The organism is Polyangium sp. 6x1, assembly GCF_029946515.1.
Lineage (GTDB): Bacteria > Myxococcota_A > Polyangia > Polyangiales > Polyangiaceae > Polyangium.
Map to the genome: position 1 here is coordinate 23,422 of NZ_JARZHH010000065.1, position 17,026 is coordinate 40,447.

Genomic DNA, 17,026 nt, shown 5'->3' on the forward strand with positions numbered 1-17,026 from the left:
CCCGCCCCCCGCCCGGTCCTCCTGGCGAGGTAGGTCAGATGTTTCGGACGGAATATGACCGAGGCGGCCCGATCCCCCCTCAGGGGCAACAACGCAGCACGAGCACGGGGCACGTCGCCTTGCGCAGGACGCGCTCGAAGACCGCTCCGTGCTCCTCGCTGCGCAGCCCGTGCCACACGAGCACGGTGAGATCCGCGGCGAGGAGGTCGGCGAAGCGGAGGATCTCGTCCGCCGGGTCGCCGGCGCCGAGGAAGAAGCGCGTCGGCACGTCCGCGGGGCAGTGGCCGATGGTCTTCGCGAATCGATGCACGAACTCGGCGGAGAACGCGGGCCACTCGTGATGGGGCTGGTCGACGTACTGCGGCGCGCCCATCGCGCCCGGCTCCACGTGGGGGCCGTGCTGCGCCTCGCCCACGAGCACGAGGTCGAGCGAGGCGCCCGCCCGCCGCGCGAGATCCCCCGCCGGCTCGAGCACGCTCGCCGTGCTCGGCGTCCCGTCGAGGGGCACGAGGATCCGCGCGAGCGAGAGCCGCTCCTCCGGCCGCACCACGATCACCGGCGCGTGCGACCGCTCGATCGTGTGCGCCGCGAGGTCGCCGACCCCGAGCACGCCGTGCGGGTCGATCGCGGCCCCCACGATCACGAACGCCGTCGGGTGCGCCTCCGTGAAGGCCACGATCCGCTCCCCGGGCTCGCCGACCTCCACGTCGAGCACCACGCCGTCGAGCGCGTGCGTGGGCAGCCCGAGCAGCTTCGGCAGCTCGGCGGCCACGACCTTCGCCTTCGACACGAAGATCCCGTGCAGCGGCTCGTGCAGCGTCCTCGCCACGAGCCTGCCCATCGCGATCGCCGCCGATGCCGCGGCCGCGTCCTCGCCATTCAGGGCCACGAGGACCCGGTGCCGCTTCGGCCGCGCCTCGCTGCGCGGCCCTTCCTCGGCGCCTCGCTCGACGCCGTGGGCCAATCCTTCCGCGAGCTCCGCCGGCTTCATGGCTCGACCTCCTCCCAGGCCAAAAACCCTTTTTCATCGCGCCGCGCCGCGTAGGCTCGTCCCGGCTCGGCGCGCACCGTGTGCCTCGCTCCCCCCGCCCCGAAGACGGTGACCCCGAGCGGCGCCGTCCCCTCGACCACGTGCACCTCCACCGCGCCCGGCAGCGCGTGCACCTGGAGCGAGCGACCGCGGACCTGCATGGGCAAGGACACGCGCCGCATGCCCGGCAGGAGCGTCGGTTCGACGATCAGCGTCTCGGGGTCGTCGGGCGCGGCGCGCAGGCCCGCCACGCCGAAGGCCACGGCTTGCCACAGGCTCCCGAGCCCCGCCGCGTGCACGCCGCCCGCGGCGTTGCCCATGTTGTTGCCGAGATCGATCGACGCCGTCTGTTCGAGGTATCGCGTGGCCGTCGCGAGGAGCCCGAGCCGCGCGGCCACGAGCGCGTGGATCCCCGGCGAAAGCGAGCTGCCGTGCGCGGTGCGTGGCTCGTAATAGAGAAAATTTTCTCGCCGCACGTCGGGTGAAAACTCGTCCCAGAGCAGCGCCAGGAGCTGCACCACGTCCGCCTGCTTCACCACCTGCGACTTCCGCGTCCGCTCTCGACCGAGCAGCACGTCGATCGGCACCGTGCGCGGCGAGAACGCGGCGACGTCGACGTATTCGAGATCAAAAAACCCTTTGTGTTGTTCGAGGAGCCCCGTGCGTGGGTCCTCGCCGAGGTACATCCGCGCGGCGATCGTCTCCCAGCGTGAGATCTCGTCCGGCGTGACCCCGAGCGCGGCCGCCTTCGCGCTCCCGACGCCCCGCGCGATCGTCACCGCATACCGGAGGTTTTGCCGCGCCATCCAGTTCGTGAACGCATTGTCGTCCACGCTCTCGTGATACTCGTCGGGCCCGATCACCCGGTCGATGTGGAACCTGCCGTCGGCCTGGATGGCGCCGCGGCTCACCCAGAAGCGCGCCGTCTCGATCAGGATCTCCGCGCCCTCCTCGCGCAGGATCCGCTCGTCGCCCGTGCTCTGCGCGTAGGCCCAGATCGCGTGCGCCACGTCGGCGCTGATGTGGTGCTCCTCGAACCCCGACAGGATCGGCATGATCTCGCCGAGCGGGCTGCGCACGAACTCCGGCGTCGTCTCGTCCCCCGTGTCCGCCGACTCCCACGCGTAGAGCGCGCCCTCGTAGCCGAGCTTCTTCGCCTTGCGCCGCGCCCCGTCGATCGTGAGGTGCCGGTAGAGCAGGAGCGTCCGCGCCGCCTCGGGCCACGTGTGCACGTAGAACGGCACCATGAAGATCTCCGTGTCCCAGAAGACGTGACCGCGGTACGCCTCGCCCGAGAGCGCGCGCGCCCCGATCGAGCAGCGCGGATCGTGCGGCTGCACTGTCGCGATCAGGTGGTAGAGCGCGAACCGGAGCGCCCGCTCGATCCGCGGCATGCCGACGATCTCCACGTCCGACTGCTTCCACCGCGCCTGCCACGCCGCCACGTGCGCCTCGAGCAGCACGTCGAACGACGTCGCCGCCGCCTCCCGTTCGAGCAGCTCCGCCCGGTGCACCGGCGCCGTCCCGTCCCGTGACGTGAACATCCCGACCACGCGATGGAGCACGCTCGACTCGCCGAGCCTGACGTGCAGCCTGCACTGCTCCATCGCCGACACCGGCCCGACTTCCCGCTCGCAGCGCATCTCGAGCGACCCCGGATCGGCCGCCGTCGTGCGCGACGCGAGCGCGAGCTCGAGCCCCCCGTGCGTCTTTCCCACGAGGATCGGCCCCACGAGCCCGTGGCGCGGCTCGAACCCGGCCCAGTGCGACGAGCCGCTCCCGCTCTTCACGTCGCCCGACAGCACCGCGTCGATGACCACCGTGCCCGAGAAATTCTGCGGCGTGATCTCCACCGCCTCCAAGAGCGCGTGCCGGTTCGCGAGCGACGCGACGTGCGCCGTCCGGATCCGCGTCGCGTGCCCGCCCGGCCCCGTCCCGAGCCCTTCCCGCAGGAGCAGCCCGCGCCGCATGTCGAGCGTCCGGTGGTGCCGCTCCATCGCCGTCGTCTCCACCCCGAACGCCTCGCCCTCCACCGTGAACCGAAGGCGCCCCCAATCCGGCGCGATCACGAGCTCCGGCACCGGCGACACGTCCGACGACAGCTCGAACGCCCCCGCCAGGAACGTCGCCGGCCGCGACACGCTGCTGCCCTCCGCGAGCGACCCGCGCACGCCGAGGTAGCCGTTCGCGATCGTCAGCAGCGACTCGATCTCGTGCTCCCGCGCCACGTCGAAGCCGCTCTCGACGATCACCCACGAAGGGTCCCGCGGCGGCGCGAACGGCCCCATCTGCGCCTCCAGCGCGAGCTGCTGCTCCAGGATGTCCGCGAGCCCGGAGAGCCCCGGCCCCTCGCCCACGACGAGCACGTCCTCGGGCTCGATCCCGAGCGGCTTCACGAGCTCGCGCATCATGAACGAGAGCGCGTCCCCGTGATCGGCCGTGGGGACGATCTCGATGGGCCTGCCGCGGTGGTCGAACCCGAACATGTGCTCGCCGCCGTCGGCCGCGGCGTACAGCCGTTTCCTCGGCTCGACGGCGATCGACGCCTCGATGGCGGGCAGGAGCGCCCCGAGGCTCGTGTCGGTCACGAGGGCCACCCGCGCGCCTCGATCGAGCAGAGCGCCTACGAGGCCGAGCGCCCGCATCGACGCGGGCGTTTGTGCCGATGTCCCGTCGAGCTCCCAGCTCAGCACGAACAGCCGAAAGAGGTGATCGAGCTCGGGCAGGGGGGACGTCGTGACGAACCCCGACGAGCGATCGGGCGCGGGCTCCTGGATCTCGGCGGCAGCGGTGGACGTCATGAGCCCCGTCGATCGAGCGAGGATCGTGCCGTCCCTGCGCCCCCCTTCCGCGTCTCCTGATCCGTGCAGCGCCGTGGCATTTGCACCCGCTGCGCACGGACGCGCGAAACGGCCGGGCGTACGGGGCGCTCGTTCAGGCGGCGAGCCGCGAAAGCTCGTCGAGCAGCTTTTCGAGGTCGAAGGGTTTGCGGATCATCGCGCGCACCCGGCGGACGGGCACGTCGAGCCGCGACTCGTTCATCGCGGAGAGCACCATCACGGGGACGTCGATTCCTGCGCGATCGAGGGCGGCGAGGAACGCGTCGCCTTTCATCTCGGGCATCAAGTAATCGAGGAGAATCACGTCGGGCCGTGCGCCTGCTACGAGCCGCGCGAGCGCCTCGCTTGCCACGGTGTGGGCTTCTACGTCGTAGCCTTCTTCTCGCAGGAGATCGGAAAGAGCTTCGACCAGGGCATCATCGTCATCCACGATTAAAACCGAGGCTCCGGACTTCTTGTCGTCGGGGCAACCGGGTGGCGCGGCCGGCACGTTCGGGCTCGGGCTCATGGGCCCCTTCCATCGAGCAGGATCCCCGCGTCGTCGAGCCTCTGGACCCCTTGCCGCCGCCGGACGATCGATTCATACGTTGCGAACGGCTGGCTGGGTTGGGTGGGGTCGTTTGTCCAGGCGGAAATCGATCGGGGTAGGGACTTTCCGTAGGGCGTGTTCCGCGTGCGCCCGACCACAGCCGCACTTGACGCGCGAGTCAGGCTGAGGCCCAATTCGATGAAGGGCGGTCCTTGTCATGTCGGACACGAATAACAGCATCCGCGTTTACCTCATCGATGATCATCCCGTGTTGCGGGAGGGTTTTGCCAAAGCGCTGGAGGCAGAGCCGGGGATGACCGTCGTCGGGCAAGCGGGGACGGCGGCCGACGCGCTTCGGGAAGTGCAGTCGATCAAGCCCGAAGTCGTGCTGGTCGACTTGAACATCCCCGACCGCGACGGCATCGAGCTCCTCGCGGCCCTTCGCGTCCAGGTGCCCTCCGCAAAGCTGCTCGTGCTGAGCTGCTACGACGACGAATTCCGCGTCGCCGAGGCGCTGCGTGCCGGCGCGCAGGGCTACCTCGTCAAGACCAGCGAGCTCGCCGAGGTCATCGACGGCATTCGACGCATCGCGAGCGGCGGCGCGCCGCTCAGCCAGCGCATCGCGGGGGCTGTCGTCCGCGCGATGCGCAAGCCTGCGCCCGAGGGCACGGGCGGCCTCGATGCGCTCACGCCGCGCGAGCGACAGGTCTTGCGCCTGCTCGCGGCGGGCATCTCCACGCGCGAGACGGCCGCGCGGCTCACGATCAGCCCGAAGACCGTGGAGACGCACCGCGTGCGGATCTACGCGAAGCTCGGCTGCAAAAGCGCCGTCGAGCTGACGCGCATCGCGGTCCGCACCGGCCTCATCGAGGCCTGACCCGTCCCCCGATCCATCGGGAAAACCGAACGATCCCCTCGGAGCTTCGATCAGGTGTCGCCGCCGCGCGGCGCGCCGGATCGTTTGTGCTGCAACAGAAGATCGATTCGCACTCCATCGATCGTCAGGCCCTCGATCGCGCAGTTCGTGATCGTCACGCCGGCGAGGTTCACGTCGTCGAGCGACGCCCCTTCGAAGGAAGCGTTGTGGACCCGTGCTTTTGCGAACGTCACATCGTCGAACCGTACGTCCTCAAACGATACGTTCTTCACCTTCGCTCGCGCGAAGCTCGCGTCGTCGAGCTTCGTGTCCTCGAACGACGCGTTGTGGATCGTCGCCCGGGAAAAACTCACGTCGTCGAACGACGCGCCTTCGAAGGTCGTGTCGTGCACCTTCGCGTCGGCCATCGTGACGTCGTCGAGTTCGATTTTTTCGAAGGACGCGTTCGAAAGCTTCGTCGGCAAGGTGGGTGTGTTTCCGGACTTGTCTCCGGTCGTCTTCGCAGGGCCGCCAGGCTTCGATCGCGCCTTCTTCTTCATGCGCACATGCTACCCCTCTTCTCCGACTCCGGCCTCTCCCGTACGGCCACATCCAGGACGCCATGCACGAGCCCGCCACGCTTCCCCACCACGCCATCGTCACCGCGCCCGGCGCGTCGCCTTCGTGCTGCATGCTCGTGCTCCACGGGATCTTCGGCTCCGGCGGCAACTTTCGCACGTTCGCCCGCGCGCTCGCGTCGGCGTGCCCCTCCTATGCCTTCGTGCTCGTCGACCTCCGCGCGCACGGCCTCTCCACTTCGCTTCCGCCCCCCCACACGCTCGGGGCCGCGGCCGACGATCTCGTCCGGCTCTCTGGGGCGCTCCCGCTTCCCGTGCGCGGCGTCATGGGCCACTCCTTCGGCGGCAAGGTCGCGCTCGCGTACGCCGATCGCAGGCGCGGCGAGCTCGACCAGCTCTGGGTGCTCGATTCGACCCCGAGCGCGCGCCCGTTCGGCATGGAGAACGTCGGCGCGGCGAAGGTCCTCGCCATGCTCGAATCCTTCCCGGCCGAGCTCCCGTCCCGCGAGCGATTCCTCGAGCTCGTCACCTCCCACGGCGTCTCGCGGGCCGAGGCCGACTGGCTCGCGATGAACGTGCGCCGCGAGGGTGACGCCTTCCGCTTCCGCCTCGACCTCGCCGCGATTCGCGCGCTGCTCATGGACTACTTCGCCGAGGACCTCTGGCATGTCGTCGAGCAGCCCGACGGCCGCCGACGCACGGGCTTCGTCATCGGGGGCCGCTCCGACACGGTCAGCCCCGACGATCGGGCGCGCCTGCTCGCGCTCGCGGCCCGTGACCCGAGCCTCGCCGTGCACATCCTGCCGAATGCCGCTCACTGGGTGCACGTCGACGACCCCGAGGGCTTGCTCCGCATCCTCTCGGCGGCCCTCGGCGGCTGAGGGCTTCTCGCGAGGGTTTTTCCGGGCTACGGAGGGGGCGCCATGCGAATCGCCTCCTGGAACGTGAACTCGATCCGCGCCCGCCTCGAACACCTCCGCACCTTCCTCGGGAGCGCGAGCCCGGACGTCCTCTGCATGCAGGAGACCAAGGTCGAGGACGACAAATTCCCCGAGGAGGCCCTCGGCGACGCGGGCTACCGCGTCGTTTATTTCGGCCAGAAGACCTACAACGGCGTCGCCATCGCCGCGCGTTACGGCCTCGGCATCGAGGACGTGAAGAAGAACCTCGACGGCGACGAGGACGACGCCCCGCGCAGGTTTCTCGCGGCCACGATCGAGGGCGTCCGCATCGTCAACGTCTACGTGCCCAACGGCCAGGCCGTCGGCACCAAGCCTTTCGCCTACAAGCTTGCCTGGTTCGAGCGGCTCGGCCTCGACCTCGCCACGCACCACAAGCCCGACGAGCCCTTGCTCGTTTGCGGCGACTTCAACGTCGCGCCGACGAACCTCGACGTCCACGAGCCCAAGCGCTGGGAGGGGCAGGTCCTTTGCCACCCGGACGAGCGCGCCGCCCTTGGGCGCCTGCTCTCCTGGGGCCTCGTCGACGCCCTGCGCGAGCGCCACCCCGAGGACAAGATCTACTCCTGGTGGGACTACCGCATGGGCGCCTACCGCAAGAACCACGGCCTGCGCATCGACCTCGCCCTCGTCACGCCGCCGCTGCTCGCGCGCACCAAGGACGTGTGGGTCGACCGCAGCGTCCGCGAGCTCGAACGACCGAGCGACCACGCCCCCGTCCTGATCGACATCGGCGAAAGTCAAGCCTGACTTCGGACAATCTCCGTCCGATCGGACCAGAAACGACCGCCCTCAGATCGGACATATCCTGTCCGATATGCCTCCATTTCGCCCCTGATCGAACCGGTCGATTTGCTAGTTTTCTCCGCGTGATGCGGCTCAACCTTCACGGTTATTCGCTCGACCTTCCCCCCGCCTGGTCCGGTCTCGAGGACGTGACCTATTCCGATCCGAGCACCCTGCCTCCGGTCGCGCTCGCGGCTGAAGGGGGCACGGGCAGGCTCATGGTGGCCGAGATGCTCTTCGACGACGACGACGAGCAACCCGGCAGCGAGCCCGAAGAGCTCGAAGCCCTCGCGCGCGCCTGGGGCAAACGCCGCAGGCTCGAACCCCTCGAGATGGGCACCCACGAGCGTCCCGACGGCGTCGTCGCCACGGCCACCTACCTCGTGCGTGGCTGCTTCGTGCAGATCTGGTTCCTCTCGAACGGCGACCGCGTCGTGCAGGCGAGTTACGTCTGCCCGTGGGACGAACGTGACAACGAGGAGGCCGATCGCGAGGCGATCGTGCGCTCTCTCCGCTGGTCCTGACGCATTAGTCGTCCTTCGCGCCGCCCTCGTCCTTCTTGGCCTTCGTGGCCGCGGGCGGGGGCGGCGCTGCTTCCTTGGCTTCGTTTTCTTCCTTGGCTTCGCCCGCCTCTTCCTTCGGCGCCGCGTCCCCCTTCGCGTCCTTGCTCGCCGCGCCCGCCGCGCCCGCCGCGTTCGCCGCGTTCGCCGCGCTGCCTCCGCCGCCGCCGCGCAGGTACGACTCCTCCACGCACGTGGGCCGCATCCTCTCGGGACAGGCGATCCGCACGTGAAAGTGATCGTCGTGCACGTCTGCGTCCGCGGGGCTCATCAGCACCGACGCGGCCTTCGTGTAGAGATCCTTCGACACGTTTTTCTTCGCCGCGTACTTGAGCAGCCGCGTGCGCAGGCCTGCTGACACGAACAGGTACCGCACGTCGGTCTTCGTATCGGTGAGCAGCGCTTCGACGAACGCCCAGTTCCGCTCGTCGTCGAAGCGCACGACCTCGCCGCCGCGGGCGCGCCCGTCGCTGCCGAAGGCCACGAACCTGTGCGGGTTCACGTGCTTGCCCTTCTCGCTCACCATGTAGAAGCCGACGTCCGCGTCGCGCCCCGACTGATGCGAGTTGTGCCCGAAGAGCGTCCCGCCGTTTTTCGCGGACAGGTCGCCCACGTAGAGCACCGACCCCTTATGCTTCCCGCTCACCTTGGCGGCCGCGCGCCGCAGCACCCGCACGAGGTCCGGCAGCCCGTGCGCGTGCGCGCCGCCGCGCACCTCGAGCGACTTGCTCGACGCGAGCTTCTCGCCCCCGTACAGCCGGCCCTTGTTTGGCGCGCCGGACGACAGCGCGCCTTTGGGCTTCCGCTCCTTCTCTGCGCCCTTCTTCGGCTCGCCCTTGTCCTTCTTGCCCTTGTCCTTCGTGGGCTCGGACTTCGCCGCCTTGGCGCCGGGAGCGGCCTCGGAGGCGCGCGGGCCCAGGGCGACGAGCGCGAGGCCGAGGGTGAGGGGCGCGGCGATCCGGGCGAGCAGACGCATGATGCCGCGGACGTTAGCGCGCTCGTCGTGCGCGGGGGAGGGGATGTGAACGTCCGATCGTGGGGTTTTGCGCGACCGAACTCAGCCGTGGCGGGATCATGAGCCAGCCCACACGAAAAAAGAATCGAATCAGGTGCTTGACATGGCCCATCGGGACGGGTAGAAGCCTCGTCGCGTCCCACCCGAAGGGCGGCGCGGATGCGCCCGTAGCTCAGCTGGATAGAGCGTCGGACTTCGAATCCGAAAGTCGCCCGTTCGAATCGGGCCGGGCGTACCGGGTTCCGAGTCGACTCTATGCAGGGGAGCTCGGGAGCCGTTGAAAATCGAAGCAGTAAAACCGGGCCATTAGCTCAATTGGTAGAGCAGTGGACTCTTAATCCATTGGCTGAAGGTTCAAGTCCTTCATGGCCCACCCGGATCCAGAACGAAAAAGGCCGACACGCTCACAGCGTGCCGGCCTTTCGCGTTTTGTACCGCGTTTCACCGATTCTTCCGTCGCCCCGCCTTCTGCGTACGCCGTCGCGCCTTTTTCTTGTTCCGCTCCGCGCGGGACAACGTCGTCGAAGGGCGCGGAGCCGGCTCCAGTCGCGCGCGCTCTCGGATCGCGTGGAGGAGCGCCTCCGGATCGAACAACGCCTCCTCGTCGTCCTCCTCCACTTCCAGCGCGTCGAGCTCTTGGCTTGTCCGCAACACGTGCGTGAGGGCGAGCGTCATTCCTTTGTCGAGCACCTCTGCGCATTCCTTCGCGTGTGGCAGCCCGAGCTCGCGGTCTGCGAACGTGAAAAACGCCTGCAGGCTCGACACGAACATCGGCGCGAGCTCCGAAGGCAGCTCCGTCTCCATCTCGGGCACGCCGTCGAGCAGCGCCGCCACGAGGTCCTCTGGCGTGACCCTCGTCAGCACCACGTCTTGCTCGTGGCGCATGATGCGCAGGATCGCCTTGGGACAAAGCCCCCTCGGATCCTTCACGCGGAGCGCTGCCGCCTCCGGCGACGAACCGAATCGCAAGCAGAGTTCCCCTTCGAGCTTCTCGGCCTCCTCGTCGACGAGCCAGCCGTCCGCCGTCACCATCCGCTCGTCCAGCGCGCGGCGCTCCGAGCCCTCCGGGAAGTCCTCCGCCCACCTGGCGTCGCGCGCGGGGCGGCTCGCCATCAGGCTCGTCGTGTCCGATCGTTCTGCGTGTTCCACGTAAAACCTCCACGACTGCTCTACGCGAACACGGCACGGTTTGTCCAGGGGACGTGGACGAACCGGCCGGCGCGGAGCTCGGGGAGGCGGTCGAGCGTGGCCCTCCGGGCTCGTGCCGGAGGGCGCTCGTCAGGGGCTCTCGGGGAAGGTCGGGCGGCTCAGAACCACTGCCCGACGAGCTTGCCCTTGCGCTGGAGGCTCTTCAGGTGGTGCAGCTCCAGCACCCAGAGCTCCGTCTCCTTGATCACCGCCTTCGTGTCCGTGGGCTTCTTCTTTTCGTGCTGCTTCACGAACGCGTAGCCCATGAGCTTGTCGCCGACCTGAACCGTCACGCCCTCGGGCATCTCCCCGAGCGTGATCCGCGTCGTCGACTCGCGGGTGTGCTTGCCGGTCTTGCAGATCTCCCGGTAGACGATCCGCCCATCCCGGATGCTGTGGATCCGGTTCGTCTCCACGCAATCGTAGGGGTACTCGCTGGTGTAGCTGTAAAAGGCTTCGAGCTCGGTCTTGCCGCCGTTCTGCGTGACTTTCGTCACCTCGTTGGTCTCCGACATGTATCCGAGCTTCGGGTGCCCTGGCATCTCCTTTTCGCCCTTCGCGATGTCCTCGATGTACACCTTTTCGATGGAGGCCGGACGCACCTCGTCGACGGACTTCTTCGACTCCTTTTCGCGGAGCCGGTCGATCTTCTTCAGCGTCTCGTCGGAGAAGAGAGGCTTCACGTACTTGGCGCCCTCCTCCGTGTACGAGTTGCTGAAGGCGTTCGCCCCGCCCGACGCGTGAAAGCAATACATGTCGCGCTCCGTCGCGGCGTCGAGCCGGGCGCGGACGCCGTTGTCGGGCGCCCCCGGGCCTTCGATTGCGTACAGGTAATCACGCCCCGTGGCCTCGTACGCCTGCTTGATCGCGATGCGCAGCTCCCTTTGAAACCCGACCTTCGTCATCAGGTTGTCGACGTACGGATCGGTCTTCGGGACATCCTCGTTGGCCTTCTTCCGCAGGCCGAGCAGCGCGCCGATGCGCCCGTACGGGCCCGGGATTTTCGACGCCTCTGCGATCTCGACGGACCACTTCGCGTCGAGCGCGCGCGCCTGCTTGTCGATTGCGGCGTAGTCCGCATAGCACTTCGCCAGCCACGTCCTGCGCATGGCCGCCACGATCATCGCCTTGTACGTGACGTCCGCCGTGTTGGCGAGCTCGCTGTCCGACAGCTTGTCCCAGTGCGTGAGCCACGTCGGGTCCGGGTTCTTCAGCGTCCGGCGCGGGTTGAAATGATTGATGTACGTCTTCGCGTCCTGGTACTCCGTCACGCCCGCTTGCTTCCTGAAGTCGCCCACGCATTTGTGGGCCTCGCAGGACTCGTAATTCCACGACTTGAACGTCGCGAGCACCGCCTTGCCCACCTCGTCCTCGTCATAGGGCACCATGCCAAAAGGCCCCGCCTGCGCGGGCCCCGACGACTCCCCCGACAGGCCCGGGATGTTCGTTTGAAGGTTGACGAGGCCACATCCGGACGCGAAGAACCCGGCGGCCATCAGAAGCGCGTAATTTCTCATTGTTCCGGGCCGCCAGCTATCACGCGCAGGCGACCCCTGGCAACCCGTCCCCTCGGACGTCACCCGCCCTCGGCGAGCTCCTTCTCGATCGCCTCCCACTCCTGCATCAGGGCCTCGATCTTCTGATCGAGCTCTTTCTGTCGTCGATCCAGCGCCGCCACGTCCTCTTTGCTCGTCCGCTCGAAAAACCCCGGCTCGCAGTAACGCGACTCGAGCTCTCGTTTCTGCGACTCGGCCGCCTCGATCGCCGCCACCACCTTGTCGCGCTTCCCGGGCAGCTCCTTCAGCCGGTTGCGCTTCTTCTTCTGCTCCTCCCACGCCGAGCCCGACACCTGCGCCGCGGGCTCCTGCGCCTTCGCTGCGCTCTTCGCGGCCTTGTCCTTCTGGACCACGGCCTCCGCGTCGAGGTGATCGTCGCCGCAGCGCGCGAGGTATTCCTCGTACGTCCCCGGGAAATCGTTCCGGCCGCCGGGGAGCACCTCCAGAATGCGCGTCGCGATCTTCGAGACGAACCATCGATCGTGCGACACCAGAATGAGCGTCCCCTCGTAGGCCACGAGCGCCTCTGCGAGCGCCTCGATCGCCTCCACGTCGAGGTGGTTCGTCGGCTCGTCCAGCAAAAGCACGTTCGGCTCCTCCACGAGGATCCGGCAAAACAAGAGCCGCGCCGCTTCGCCGCCGGACAGGAGCCCCACCTTCTTGTTCACGTCGTCGCCCGAGAACAGCATTCGCCCGAGCCGCCCCCGCACCGCGCTCTCCGGCTCCGTCGGGCACGCCGCTTTCATGATCCCGATCGGCGTCGCCTCCGGATCGTCCAGGACCTCGCGGTGATCCTGCGCGAAATACCCCACGCGCGCCTCGTGCCCCCAGCGCACCGTGCCCGCGTCCTTTTCGAGCCGGTCGGCGAGGATCTTGAGCAGCGTCGATTTGCCGATCCCGTTCGGCCCGATCACCGCCACCCGCTCGCCTCGCCGCACGACCAGCGACACCGCGGTGAGCACCCGCTTGTCCCCGTACGACTTGTTGATCCCGGAGGCGTCGAGCACGTCCCGCCCGCTCGGCCGCGCGATCGACAGCTTGAACGTCGGCGTCCGCCGCGAGCTCTCCTCGAGCTCCGGCACCTCGATCTTCTCGATCTGCTTCAGCCGGCTCTGCGCCTGCTTCGCCTTCGTCGCCTTGTACCGGAACCGGTCCACGTACGACTGCTTGTGCGCGATCACCTCCTCGATTCGCTCGACCTCCGCCTGCTGCCGCTCCCGCTCGGCGCGCTTCTCCTTCACGAACGCCGTGTAATTGCCGTGGTAGAGCGTCACCGTGCCGTAATCGATGTCGAGGATGTGCGTCGCCACGTTGTCGAGGAAGCGCTGGTCGTGGGAGATCACGAGCACCGACCCCTCGTGCGCGCATAGAAATTTTTCGAGCCAGCGGATCGTCAGGATGTCGAGGTGGTTCGTCGGCTCGTCGAGCAAGAGCACGTCCGGCCCGCCCACGAGCACCTGCGCGAGCAGCACGCGCAGCTTGAAGCCGCCGGACAGCGTCCCGAGCGGCCGCTCGTGCGCCTCCATCGGGATCCCGAGCCCGACCAGGATCGACGTCGCCCGCGCCTTCAGCGTGTAGCCGTCGTACGCCCGGATCACGTCGGCGAGCTCGGCGAGCCTGTGCGCGTCGCCGGCGCCCTCCTCCACGATCCGCCTCTCCTCTTCGAGCGCGTCCCACACGATCCGGTCGCCCATCATCGCGAGGTCGAGGATCTTTGCCTCGTCTTCGAGGAACCGGTCCTGCCGCAGCACGCCCATGCGGGCGCCTGCGGGGATGTTGAAGCTGCCTTCGGTCGGCGCCTCGTCGCCGGCCAGGATCTCGAGCAGCGTCGTCTTGCCCGACCCGTTCGCGCCGATGAGCCCGTAGCGGCTCGCCCGGTTCAGCTTCAGCGACACCTCCTCGAAGAGGGTCCGGTCGCCGTACGATTTGCCCAGGTTCGACGTGACGATCATCGCGCGTGCGGTGGTATATCCTCCCGCAACTGAGGAGGCCACGTGCGCTTTCGAGAGCTCATCCAAGATTCCAGCGCCACCATCGACGCCATCGCCAGCTACCTCGACGGGCTCTCCGCCGAAGACAGGCTCAAGGAGACCCGGACCCTCTCGCGGGACGAGCAACGCAAGCTCTACCAGAGGGCCGAGAAGGCGTCCCCCATCACGCTCGACCACTTCGTCCCGGCGGACATGGCGAAGCTCTCGCCGGTCCACCACGACGGCCGCAACACGCTCCCCTTGCCGTCGGGCCTCAAGCTCTTCCAGAAACGGTTTTGCCGGCCCGAGGACGGCTCGGCGCGGCTCTTCGGGTACAACGAGTCGCCGTTCCTCGGCACGGTCGGCCCGGGCTTTTTCGTGGCCGTCCCGACGGCGGGCCGCCCGGAGTGGGAGGGACGCGGCGGCGTCGTGATCGACTACTTCCAGGTCCCGGACGGCGCCGTCGCGGCGGGCTGGCCCAAGGTCATCCCGAACTCCAAGGGCCTTCAGACGTTCGTCTACAACGGGACGCGCGACTACATGCGCAAGGTCTCGACGCACGTCTCGATCGGCGCGGCGTACAAGGGCGAAAAGGCCCTCGATCATTACTTCATTCTCTGCCGCGACCGGTAGCCCCGCCCCGGGACGTCTCCCCGCCTCGTCCCGCCCCTCACCCCCGTCCACTTTTCGACATTTTTCTGACGGCCGGCGCACCGACGTTTGGCACGCTGGCCATCCTTTCACCTTTGCAATCCAATCCGCTCTTTTCCATTTCCTTCTGAAGCGGCCTCAGTATCATGGTTACTATCCCGGGATATTTTTTCCTTGGGCTCTGGAGGTTCGCGATGAAGAGGCTCTTCACGTGGTCTACGTGTGCCCTGTTCGCCCTTCTTGCCCCCGCATTCGCGTCGGCCGCCGTACCCAATCCGCCGATCGTGCCCCGTCCTCCGACGGGCTTTTCCACGATCGAGCAGCGGTACGTTCACGCCACGCCCGACGAGGGCATCCTCGAATTCCCGCTGCAGCTCGGCGTGGTCGTCCCCGGGGAGGTCATGATCGAGGAGCCGAGCATTTGTAACGGCGGCTCCGTCGTCATGCGTTTCACGTACTCCAAGAAGAAGAACAAGGTCACCGTCGAGGCCGTCTTCAAGGGTCTGCCTTACCGGATGGATTACTCCCGTCCGACCGACCCATCCACGCAATGGAACCAGTGGCCGACCTCGGTCCATGACGGCAAGTGGCAGATCTGGCTCGCTGGCCGCGTCTTCAACCGCTCGAGCGTCTTCTATTACGACAGCGAGCAGAACCTCATCGGCAACGAGTTCGACGTCGCGCGAAACGGCGGCCCGCCGCCGGGCGCCATCCCGATCGAGCTGCCCGTCGTCCAGATGATCGAGACCTCGATCTTCGAGGGCCAGCCGAATGGCAAGGCGTACGTCAAATTCGAGTACCCCTACGACAACATGCTCGACGACATCGGCTCGGCGGGTGTCCTCCAGGCCCTCGTCCCGAAGAAGCTCTGCCGCCCGGACGACTACGTCTCCTATTACACGAACGGCGGCCTCCCGCCCTCCGAGGCGCTCACCTTCGACGATTACATCGACTCGATCAACAGCGGCTACGGCATCATCGTCGCCGTCAGCCTCGAACCCGACCCGAAGCCCGCGTACCTCGCGGCCCGCGACAACATCATGGTCGCCTGGTCCACCCTCTATCCGGGCCTCGAGTTCGACGGCCACGCCTACACGATGAGCCTCGGCACCGGCGTCTTCGAGTCGCGCACCACGCCCTGCGGCACGCGCGTCAATCCGTATTACCCGCCCGGCTACTACGACACTTGCCCCTGAGCGACCCACGGAGGTGCGACCATGAAAACGTCATTCAAGCTCTCCACGCTCCTCTCCGTCATCACGCTCGCGGCCCTCGCCCCTGGCGCCGCGGACGCCGCCATCGGCGACCCCGTCCCTGGCCTCACGCCCTCCGAAAAAGCCCTCTTCTTCCAGGGCAAGGCCCTCTACGAGCACGAGTTCACCGTCGACGAGGGCGTCGGCCCCCTCCTCAATGCCAAGGCCTGCAACACCTGCCACAACGCCCCCGTCACCGGCGGCAGCGAGATCGACACGGCCCACCTCGTCCTTCATTTCGGCATCGAGACACACGGCCGCTTCTACCAGGCGCACGAGTTCGGCGGCCCCGTGCTCGACCCCCTCTCGATCGCGGGCGAGGCCGAGGCGGGCACCTGCTCCATGCCGCCGGACACGCTCCCCGTCGGCCTGCCCGGGCTCATCACGAGCCCCCGCCACACCCCGCCCGTCTTCGGCTTTGGCCTCATCGACGCCATCGGCGATAACGACCTCCGCAAGCTCGCGGGCCGGCAGCACTGGAAAGACGACTCCGTCGCGGGCATCGCCCATTACGGCGTCGAGATGGAGGGCATCGCGCCCATCAACGAGTTCACGACGCAGCCCGACCGCAAGGTCCCGATCGGCCCGCCCCGCGTGGGCCGCTTTGGCTGGAAGGCGCAAAACGCGACGCTCTTCCAGTTCACGGCCGAGCCTTTCAACACCGAGCTCGGCGTCTCGTCGCCCTTCGCCCCGCGCGAAAAAACTCCGGACGGCAAGGTCCCACTCCCGAATGCGTGCCTCGTCGCCGACGCCCAGCCGAACGACGTCCAGAGCCAGGACACGCTCCTGCTCTTCTACTTCCAGGCCTTCCTCGACGCGCCCGAGCGCTTGCCCAAAAATGGCGCCATCGCCCAGGGCGAGGCCCTCTTCGACCAGATCGGCTGCGCCGATTGCCACGTCGAGAAGCACCGCACCATCAAGGACTATTACGTCCCCTGGCCCGACGGGAAGGCGCACCGCGTCGCGGCGCTCAGCAACAAGAAGCTTGAGCCCTGGAGTGATTTCCTCATTCACGACATGGGCCCCGACCTCGACGATCACCGCCGCATGGGCAAGGCCTCCGGCCGCTTCTGGCGCACGACCCCGCTCTGGGGCCTTCGCTTCAAGGGCCGCATGCTCCACAATGGCTCGGCCATCACCATCGACGAGGCGATCGCCGCGCACGGCGGCGAGGGCGCGGCCTCCCGCGACCGCTACTTCGCGCTGCCCATGCACAAGCAGGAGCGCGTCGACGCCTTCCTCAACAGCCTCTGAC

15 protein-coding genes and 2 tRNA genes are annotated in these 17,026 nt (G+C 67.9%); 9 read left to right on the forward strand and 8 right to left on the reverse strand.

The window, feature by feature from the left end; translation table 11 throughout:
• Nucleotides 1-79 precede the first annotated feature (79 nt).
• From QHF85_RS39375 to QHF85_RS39385, 3 genes are all read right to left on the reverse strand, one after another.
• The gene (locus tag QHF85_RS39375; protein ID WP_281332571.1) at nucleotides 80-991 is read right to left on the reverse strand and encodes a universal stress protein; all 912 of its coding nucleotides are present in this window, start codon (nucleotides 989-991) and stop codon (nucleotides 80-82) included.
• Nucleotides 988-3,831: a glycosyl hydrolase family 65 protein gene (locus QHF85_RS39380; protein ID WP_281332572.1), complete on the reverse strand. Its 2,844-nt coding sequence runs from the start codon at nucleotides 3,829-3,831 to the stop codon at nucleotides 988-990. Before QHF85_RS39380 ends, QHF85_RS39375 begins: the two co-directional genes overlap by 4 nt.
• 133 nt (nucleotides 3,832-3,964) lie before the next feature.
• The gene (locus QHF85_RS39385) at nucleotides 3,965-4,378 is read right to left on the reverse strand and encodes a response regulator (protein ID WP_281332573.1); all 414 of its coding nucleotides are present in this window, start codon (nucleotides 4,376-4,378) and stop codon (nucleotides 3,965-3,967) included.
• A gap of 238 nt (nucleotides 4,379-4,616) precedes the next feature.
• Between QHF85_RS39385 and QHF85_RS39390 the strand changes: the two genes are divergently transcribed.
• On the forward strand, nucleotides 4,617-5,276 hold the full coding sequence (locus QHF85_RS39390; RefSeq protein ID WP_136934084.1) for a response regulator transcription factor: 660 nt from the start codon (nucleotides 4,617-4,619) through the stop codon (nucleotides 5,274-5,276).
• A 50-nt stretch (nucleotides 5,277-5,326) separates the two neighbouring features.
• Here the strand turns inward: QHF85_RS39390 and QHF85_RS39395 are convergent, their stop codons facing one another.
• Complete coding sequence (locus QHF85_RS39395) at nucleotides 5,327-5,815, reverse strand: pentapeptide repeat-containing protein (RefSeq protein ID WP_281332574.1); 489 nt, start codon at nucleotides 5,813-5,815, stop codon at nucleotides 5,327-5,329.
• A gap of 62 nt (nucleotides 5,816-5,877) precedes the next feature.
• Here QHF85_RS39395 and QHF85_RS39400 point away from each other — a divergent pair, with 62 nt between their 5' ends.
• The 3 genes from QHF85_RS39400 to QHF85_RS39410 all read left to right on the forward strand — a co-directional run bounded on the left by QHF85_RS39400 (nucleotide 5,878) and on the right by QHF85_RS39410 (nucleotide 8,102).
• The gene (locus tag QHF85_RS39400; RefSeq protein WP_281332575.1) at nucleotides 5,878-6,714 is read left to right on the forward strand and encodes an alpha/beta hydrolase; all 837 of its coding nucleotides are present in this window, start codon (nucleotides 5,878-5,880) and stop codon (nucleotides 6,712-6,714) included.
• Between the two features lie 42 nt (nucleotides 6,715-6,756).
• A complete protein-coding gene (gene xth, locus QHF85_RS39405) occupies nucleotides 6,757-7,542 on the forward strand; it encodes an exodeoxyribonuclease III (protein WP_281332576.1) in 786 nt (261 codons plus the stop codon).
• 119 nt (nucleotides 7,543-7,661) lie between these two features.
• Nucleotides 7,662-8,102 carry a hypothetical protein gene (locus tag QHF85_RS39410; protein ID WP_281332577.1) on the forward strand — a complete coding sequence of 147 codons (441 nt, stop codon included), beginning with the start codon at nucleotides 7,662-7,664 and terminating at the stop codon, nucleotides 8,100-8,102.
• A gap of 4 nt (nucleotides 8,103-8,106) precedes the next feature.
• On the opposite strand, the gene QHF85_RS39415 is transcribed toward QHF85_RS39410, so the two are convergent.
• The gene (locus tag QHF85_RS39415) at nucleotides 8,107-9,114 is read right to left on the reverse strand and encodes a penicillin-insensitive murein endopeptidase (RefSeq protein WP_281332578.1); all 1,008 of its coding nucleotides are present in this window, start codon (nucleotides 9,112-9,114) and stop codon (nucleotides 8,107-8,109) included.
• Between the two features lie 200 nt (nucleotides 9,115-9,314).
• Here QHF85_RS39415 and QHF85_RS39420 point away from each other — a divergent pair.
• Nucleotides 9,315-9,388 (forward strand) — tRNA-Arg (locus QHF85_RS39420).
• A 65-nt stretch (nucleotides 9,389-9,453) separates the two neighbouring features.
• A tRNA-Lys gene (locus QHF85_RS39425) sits at nucleotides 9,454-9,526 on the forward strand.
• Between the two features lie 68 nt (nucleotides 9,527-9,594).
• On the opposite strand, the gene QHF85_RS39430 is transcribed toward QHF85_RS39425, so the two are convergent.
• The 3 genes from QHF85_RS39430 to abc-f all read right to left on the reverse strand — a co-directional run bounded on the left by QHF85_RS39430 (nucleotide 9,595) and on the right by abc-f (nucleotide 13,849).
• On the reverse strand, nucleotides 9,595-10,302 hold the full coding sequence (locus QHF85_RS39430) for a hypothetical protein (RefSeq protein ID WP_281332579.1): 708 nt from the start codon (nucleotides 10,300-10,302) through the stop codon (nucleotides 9,595-9,597).
• Nucleotides 10,303-10,460: 158 nt separating this feature from the next.
• A complete protein-coding gene (locus QHF85_RS39435; RefSeq protein WP_281332580.1) occupies nucleotides 10,461-11,837 on the reverse strand; it encodes a hypothetical protein in 1,377 nt (458 codons plus the stop codon).
• Between the two features lie 80 nt (nucleotides 11,838-11,917).
• Nucleotides 11,918-13,849 carry a ribosomal protection-like ABC-F family protein gene (abc-f, locus tag QHF85_RS39440; protein ID WP_281332581.1) on the reverse strand — a complete coding sequence of 644 codons (1,932 nt, stop codon included), beginning with the start codon at nucleotides 13,847-13,849 and terminating at the stop codon, nucleotides 11,918-11,920.
• A 42-nt stretch (nucleotides 13,850-13,891) separates the two neighbouring features.
• Between abc-f and QHF85_RS39445 the strand changes: the two genes are divergently transcribed.
• The 3 genes from QHF85_RS39445 (at nucleotide 13,892) to QHF85_RS39455 (ending at nucleotide 17,025) form a co-directional block, all read left to right on the forward strand.
• Complete coding sequence (locus QHF85_RS39445) at nucleotides 13,892-14,500, forward strand: hypothetical protein (protein WP_281332582.1); 609 nt, start codon at nucleotides 13,892-13,894, stop codon at nucleotides 14,498-14,500.
• Nucleotides 14,501-14,712: 212 nt separating this feature from the next.
• Nucleotides 14,713-15,714: a hypothetical protein gene (locus QHF85_RS39450; RefSeq protein ID WP_281332583.1), complete on the forward strand. Its 1,002-nt coding sequence runs from the start codon at nucleotides 14,713-14,715 to the stop codon at nucleotides 15,712-15,714.
• A 21-nt stretch (nucleotides 15,715-15,735) separates the two neighbouring features.
• Nucleotides 15,736-17,025 (forward strand): di-heme oxidoredictase family protein, encoded by a 1,290-nt coding sequence (locus QHF85_RS39455; protein WP_281332584.1) that lies wholly within the window; start codon nucleotides 15,736-15,738, stop codon nucleotides 17,023-17,025.
• Nucleotide 17,026 lies beyond the last annotated feature (1 nt).